Raw genomic sequence first — 6,401 nt, forward strand, 5'->3', positions numbered from 1 at the left:
CAAGCTCGACGTCGGCCGTGAGCTGACTCGCGGACTCGGCGCCGGAGCGGACCCCGAGGTCGGCCGTCGTGCCGCCGAGGATCACGCGGAGGAGATCGAAGAGGCCCTCGCGGGCGCCGACATGGTGTTCGTGACCGCGGGCGCGGGCGGTGGCACCGGCACCGGTGGTGCGCCCGTCGTGGCCCGCATCGCGAAGTCGATCGGGGCGCTCACGATCGGTGTCGTCACCAAGCCGTTCTCGTTCGAGGGCCGCCGGCGTCAGCAGCAGGCCGAGCAGGGCGTCGCGAAGCTGAAGGAAGAGGTCGACACCCTCATCGTCGTGCCCAACGATCGTCTGCTGGAGATCAGCGACCGGGGCATCTCGATGGTCGAGGCGTTCGCCACGGCCGACCAGGTGCTCCTGGCCGGTGTGCAGGGCATCACCGATCTCATCACGACGCCGGGTCTGATCAACCTCGACTTCGCCGACGTCAAGTCGGTGATGCAGGGCGCCGGGTCGGCGCTGATGGGCATCGGCTCCTCGCGCGGCGCCGATCGCGCGATCAAGGCCGCTGAGCTCGCCGTCGAGTCGCCGCTGTTGGAGGCGTCGATCGAGGGGGCGCACGGCGTGCTGCTGTCGATTCAGGGTGGTTCCAACCTGGGCATCTTCGAGATCAACGATGCCGCCCAACTGGTCAAGGAAGCCGCGCACCCCGAGGCGAACATCATCTTCGGCACCGTGATCGACGACACCCTCGGCGACGAGGTGCGGGTCACGGTGATCGCGGCCGGCTTCGACGGCGGCGAGCCCCAGGTCAAGGTCGAGCCGATCACGGCGAGCCGCCCCGCCAGCGTCCCGGTGCTGCCGGACATCCCGGCGACGACACTCGCCGCCGATCTCGACGCCGTCGAGGCGAAGGAACCCGTGCCGGTCGCGGTGCCGTCGGCATCCGAGTCGTTCGACTCCGCCTTCGGGGATGACGACCTGGACATTCCCGACTTCCTGAAGTAGCCACGGGCGGGTACCGCTCCATGCGTCTTGCCGAGCGTCTTTCCGACGTCGACGCCCGCATCGCCGACGCGATGCGGGCGTCGCGTCGCGCGCCGGAAGAGCTCACCCGGATCGTCGTGACCAAGTTCCACCCCGCCGCGATGGTCGCCGACCTACACCGGCTCGGGGTGCGCGACGTCGGGGAGAACCGGCAGCAGGAACTGCACGCCAAGCGCGGGGACCTTTCCGACCTCGCCGATCTGCGGTGGCACTTCGTGGGGCAGGCCCAGACGAACAAGGCGCGGCACATCCGCGCCGATGCCGATGCCGTCCACTCGGTCGACCGCATCCGCCTCGCAGACGCGCTGCACGGCGCCGGCGAGGACGCGGCACAGCTGGACGTCCTCGTGCAGGTCAACCTGACCGACGATCCCGGACGCGGTGGCGCGCCGCCGGGCGACGCCGCCGCTCTCGCCGAGCACATCCTGGCGCACTGCCCGTCGTTGCGGTTGCGCGGTGTGATGGCGGTGGCGCCCCGGGACGAGCCGGCAGCGCGTGCGTTCGAGCGCCTCGCAGACAGCGCCGCCGCCGTGCGCGGCGTGGCTCCCGCGGCGGACTGGATCTCTGCCGGGATGACCGGCGACTTTGCCGAGGCGATCGCCGCGGGCGCGACACACCTACGGATCGGATCGGCAATCACCGGTCCACGCCCGGAGCGCGGATAACCTCGAAACGACGACAGCAAACGGAGGATGCGATGTCGAACCCCCTGAAGAAGACCATGGTGTACCTGGGCCTCGCCGATGAGGAAGAGGGCTACGACGAGCCCGAACAGGCCCCCGCGCGTCGCGAGCGCACGACCGAGAAAGCTGCTCCCGTGACTCCCATCCATCGCCCCGCCGTCGTCCGTCAGCCCAGCGCCGGGACCGTCAACGAGATCGTGACGGTGCACCCGAAGCAGTACCGCGATGCGCAGATCGTCGCCGAGAACTTCCGCAACGGCATTCCGGTGATCATCAACCTCTCGCAGATGAGCGACGCCGACGCGCGCCGGCTGATCGACTTCGCCTCCGGGCTGTCCCTCGGTCTGTACGGTCGCATCGAGCGGGTGACGAGCAAGGTGTTCCTGCTGTCGCCCGAGAACGTCGCGGTCTCCGGTGACGGGGCCGTCGCCCAGGCCGACCCCGAGACGACCCCCTTCCCGCAGTAACCCGTGGCCGTCCTGCAGACCGTCGCGGCGATCGCGAACGTCCTGCTGCTGATCTACATTCTCCTGATGTTGGCTCGGTTGATCATGGAGTACATCCCCATGTTCAATCGGGAGTGGCGGCCGCGCGGTTTCGGGCTGGTGCTCGCCGAGATCGTCTTCACGGTCACCGATCCTCCGATCAAGTTTTTCCGCCGTCTGATCCCCCCGTTGCGCATCGGTCCGGTCGCCCTCGACCTGGGGTTCGCGTTGACGATGTTGCTGTGTTTTGTCCTGCTGTCGGTTGTACGCACTGTTTTGTTGCTATGAGCGCACTCTCGGACGACGGCTATTATGCTGAGTGGCTACGGCCCGGAAACCGCGGGTTGTAAAGTTTTACCCGTGCCTGAGCCCCGAAAGAGGACAACACCATGGCTTTGACCCCTGAAGACGTCGTCACGAAACAGTTCCAGCACGTCCGATTCAAAGAGGGGTTCGACCCGGACGAGGTCGATGACTTCCTGGACGAGATCGTGGTCGAGTGGCGCAAGGCACTCGCGGAGAACGAGGAGCTGAAGGCGAAGCTCGCCGCGTACGAGTCCGGCGATGCGTCGCCGCCGCCGGCCGCGGTCGTCGAAGAGGCCGAGGTGCAGGTGGAGGACGAGGCACCGGCCGAAGCCAGGCCGGCCACCGAGGCCCCTGCCGCTGCCGCGCCCGCCGCCGATCTCGCCCCCGCCGCCGCGTCGGCGGGCATTATCGAGCTCGCCCAGCGCCTGCACGACGAGCACGTCGCCGAGGGCATCGCGCAAAAGGACAAGCTGATCGCCGAGGCGGAGGCGCAGGCGACCTCGATCGTCGCCGAGGCCGAGAACCGCGCCCGCGAAGAGGCGGCACGCCTCGAGGGCGAGCGCGCCACGCTGGAAGGGCGGATCAGCGAGCTGCGCCAGTTCGAGCGCGACTACCGCAACCAGCTGCGCACGTTCATCGAGGACAAGCTCAAGGACCTCGACATCGCGGGCACCTCGGGTGCCACCCCGGTTCCGGCCTCCTGAGCCCGGGACGTTGACGCGACCACTGCGTACTGCGGCGGCCGGCGCCATCATCGCGATCCTCGCGGTGGTGGCGCTGGCCGCCGATCAGTTGACCAAGAACATCGCGCTGGCGGAGTTGCCGTATCAGCAGCCGGTCCCGGTCTGGGGCGACGCGCTGCAGTGGTATCTCACGCGCAATCCGGGTGCGGCGTTCTCGCTGGGCGAGAGCGTGACATGGGTGTTCACGCTCGTCCTGGCGGCGGCGGCCGTCGCGATCGTCGTCGCCGCGGTGCGGGGAGTGCGCTCCCGGCTGTGGGCGGTGGCGCTGGGGCTGCTGCTCGGCGGCATCCTCGGCAACCTCACCGACCGGCTGTTTCGCGAACCCGGATTCCTGCACGGACACGTCGTGGACTTCATCAACACACCGTGGATGTGGCTGGGGATGAACCCGGCGATCTACAACGTCGCCGACATCTTCATCGTCTCGATGATGATCGGCGTCGCGCTGCTCGTCCTGACCGGGGTGCGTCTGGACGGTTCGCGCGAGCGCCGGGTGGATGCCGCCGTCGACGACGGTGAGGCCTGACGTGCCCTCGCGGGCTCTGCCGGTCCCGGACGGTCTGGACGGGGCACGGGTCGACGCGGCGCTCGCGAAGATGCTGGGGTTCTCGCGCACCTTCGCGGCCGAGGTCGCCGTCGGCGGCGGCGTTCGCCAGGACGGCCGCGAGCTCGCAAAGTCCGACCGGTTGCGGGCCGGCTCCTGGCTCGACGTGCAGTGGGAGGAGCCCCGCGAGCCCGAGGTGGTGCCCGTCGCGGTCCCGGAGTTCGCGATCGTGTACGACGACGACGACCTCGTCGTCGTGGACAAACCCACCGGCGTGGCCGCGCACCCGTCGCTCGGCTGGGAGGGCCCGACCGTTCCGGGCGCGCTGGCGGCGGCCGGGTTCCGGATCGCGGCGACCGGCGCCGCCGAACGGCAGGGCATCGTGCATCGGCTCGACGTGGGAACGAGCGGGCTGATGGTCGTCGCTAAGACTGATCGCGCCTACACCGGCCTCAAGCGCGCGTTCAAGGAGCGAGAGGTCGATAAGGTCTATCACGCGGTCGTGCAGGGGCATCCCGATCCCCTCGCCGGCACCATCGACGCGCCGATCGGCCGGCACCGGTCGCACTCGTGGAAGTTTGCGGTCACCCCCGACGGCAAGCCGTCGGTGACGCACTACGAGACCCTGGAGGCCTTTCCGGGCGCCTCGCTGCTGGAGATCCACCTGGAGACGGGCCGGACCCACCAGATCCGCGTGCACATGGCCGCCCACCGGCATCCGTGCGTGGGCGACCCGCTCTACGGGGCCGACCCGACGCTGTCGGCCCGGCTGGGGCTGACCCGCCAGTGGCTGCACGCGCGGGAGCTGTCGTTCGCGCATCCGGTCACGACCGACTGGGTCACGTTCCGGTCCGACTATCCCGCCGACCTCGCGCACGCGATCGAAGCGCTGCGCGGCGAATGACCCGCGCCGGAGGTTCTGCGACGGCGGTGAACCTTCACCTTCGAGTCGAGGGTGAGACGGACTCGCGCGAACGCGGCGGGGACCGGCCGGTGGTGTCGGTGGGCTTCGTAGACTCGAACACGTGACATCCGACTCCTTCGTCCACCTGCACGTGCACAGCGAGTATTCGATGCTCGACGGTGCCGCGCGAATCGGTGCGATGGTGCAGGAGGCCGTCGACCAACGGATGCCGGCGATCGCGGTCACCGACCACGGCAACACCTTTGCGGCGTTCGAGTTCTACCGCGCCGCGAAAGACGCCGGGATCACCCCCATCGTGGGCCTGGAGGCCTACGTCACCCCTGGCACCCACCGCTCCGACAAATCACGGGTGCGGTGGGGCGGTCCGGACCAGAGCGACGACGATGTGTCCGGCGCCGGCGCCTACACCCACATGACGCTGCTCAGCCGGAACAACGACGGCATGCACAACCTGTTCCGCTTGGCATCGCTGTCGTCGATGGAGGGGTACTACTTCAAACCCCGCATGGACCGCGAGCTCCTGCAGACCTACAGCAAGGGCCTCATCGCCACCACCGGCTGCCCGTCCGGTGAGGTGCAGACCCGTTTGCGACTCGGGCAGTACGACGCGGCACGCGCGGCGGCGGCGGAGTTTCAGGACATCTTCGGCAAGGAGAACTACTTCACCGAGATCATGGATCACGGGCTCGACATCGAGCGGCGGGTGATCGGCGACTTGCTCCGGATCTCGAAGGACCTCGATATCCCGCTGCTCGCGACGAACGACTCGCACTACGCCCACCAGCACGACGCGACCAGTCACGCGGCCCTGTTGTGCGTACAGTCGGGTTCCACCCTCGATGACCCGAAGCGCTTCAAATTCGACGGGGACGGGTACTACATCAAGTCGGCCGCCGAAATGCGGCAGATCTTCCGCGACCACCCCGAGGCGTGCGACAACACCCTGCTGGTCGCCGAACGCTGCGACGTCTCGTTCAACACGTCCGCCAACTACATGCCCCGCTTCCCGGTGCCCGACGGCGAGACCGAGGAGAGCTGGTTCATCAAGGAGGTGGAGACCGGCCTGCACTTCCGCTACCCCGGCGGAATACCCGACGCGGTGCGCAGACAGGCAGAGTACGAGACCGGCGTGATCGTGCAGATGGGGTTCCCGGGCTACTTCCTTGTCGTCGCCGACTTCATCAACTGGGCCAAGGACCACGGCATCCGCGTGGGGCCGGGGCGCGGTTCCGGTGCTGGTTCGATGGCCGCCTACGCCATGAAGATCACCGATCTCGACCCGCTGCAGCACGGCCTGATCTTCGAACGCTTCCTCAACCCCGACCGCGTCTCCATGCCCGACTTCGACGTCGACTTCGACGACCGTCGTCGTGGCGAGGTGATCCAGTACGTCACCGACAAGTACGGTGACGAGCGCGTCGCCCAGATCGTGACCTACGGCACCATCAAAGCGAAGCAGGCGCTGAAGGATGCCGGTCGCGTGCTCGGGTTCCCGTTCAGTATGGGGGAGAAGCTCACCAAGGCGGTGCCGCCGGCGGTGATGGGCAAGGACATGCCGCTGACAGGCATGTTCGACAGCCAGCATCCCCGCTACAAGGAGGCCGGCGAGTTCCGCGCGCTGATCGAGTCCGACGCCGAGGCCAAGACGGTCTTCGACCGCGCGCTCGGGCTGGAGGGGCTCAAGC

General features: G+C 68.4%; 8 protein-coding genes. All 8 read left to right on the top strand.

Annotation, left to right across the window (positions count from 1 at the left end):
- On the top strand, window positions 1–991 hold a 991-nt coding region (gene ftsZ / locus ACK5KK_RS03705; RefSeq protein ID WP_416888741.1), incomplete at its 5' end, for a cell division protein FtsZ.
- Between the two features lie 20 nt (window positions 992–1,011).
- On the top strand, window positions 1,012–1,695 hold the full coding sequence (locus ACK5KK_RS03710; RefSeq protein WP_416888742.1) for a YggS family pyridoxal phosphate-dependent enzyme: 684 nt from the start codon (window positions 1,012–1,014) through the stop codon (window positions 1,693–1,695).
- 32 nt (window positions 1,696–1,727) lie between these two features.
- Window positions 1,728–2,180, top strand: coding sequence for a cell division protein SepF (locus ACK5KK_RS03715; RefSeq protein ID WP_416888743.1), 453 nt, complete (start codon window positions 1,728–1,730; stop codon window positions 2,178–2,180).
- A gap of 3 nt (window positions 2,181–2,183) precedes the next feature.
- On the top strand, window positions 2,184–2,486 hold the full coding sequence (locus ACK5KK_RS03720) for a YggT family protein (protein ID WP_416888744.1): 303 nt from the start codon (window positions 2,184–2,186) through the stop codon (window positions 2,484–2,486).
- A 101-nt stretch (window positions 2,487–2,587) separates the two neighbouring features.
- Entirely contained in the window at window positions 2,588–3,208 is a 621-nt protein-coding gene (locus ACK5KK_RS03725; protein ID WP_416888745.1) for a DivIVA domain-containing protein, read from the top strand.
- A gap of 10 nt (window positions 3,209–3,218) precedes the next feature.
- Entirely contained in the window at window positions 3,219–3,773 is a 555-nt protein-coding gene (lspA, locus tag ACK5KK_RS03730; RefSeq protein ID WP_416888746.1) for a signal peptidase II, read from the top strand.
- 1 nt (window position 3,774) lies between these two features.
- Window positions 3,775–4,695, top strand: coding sequence for an RluA family pseudouridine synthase (locus ACK5KK_RS03735; RefSeq protein WP_416888747.1), 921 nt, complete (start codon window positions 3,775–3,777; stop codon window positions 4,693–4,695).
- A gap of 169 nt (window positions 4,696–4,864) precedes the next feature.
- Window positions 4,865–6,401, top strand: a 1,537-nt coding sequence (dnaE, locus tag ACK5KK_RS03740; RefSeq protein ID WP_416888748.1) for a DNA polymerase III subunit alpha, incomplete at its 3' end; no start/stop codon positions are given.

The sequence above is a fragment of the Microbacterium sp. genome, assembly GCF_047972865.1.
Taxonomy (GTDB): domain Bacteria; phylum Actinomycetota; class Actinomycetes; order Actinomycetales; family Microbacteriaceae; genus Microbacterium.

What these genes read in the sequence shown, in the direction of transcription:
- ACK5KK_RS03710 (WP_416888742.1), top strand. Translation starts at nt 1,012, where the DNA reads ATGCGTCTTGCCGAGCGTCTTTCCGACGTCGACGCCCGCATCGCCGAC.
- ACK5KK_RS03715 (WP_416888743.1), top strand. Translation starts at nt 1,728, where the DNA reads ATGTCGAACCCCCTGAAGAAGACCATGGTGTACCTGGGCCTCGCCGAT.
- ACK5KK_RS03725 (WP_416888745.1), top strand. Translation starts at nt 2,588, where the DNA reads ATGGCTTTGACCCCTGAAGACGTCGTCACGAAACAGTTCCAGCACGTC.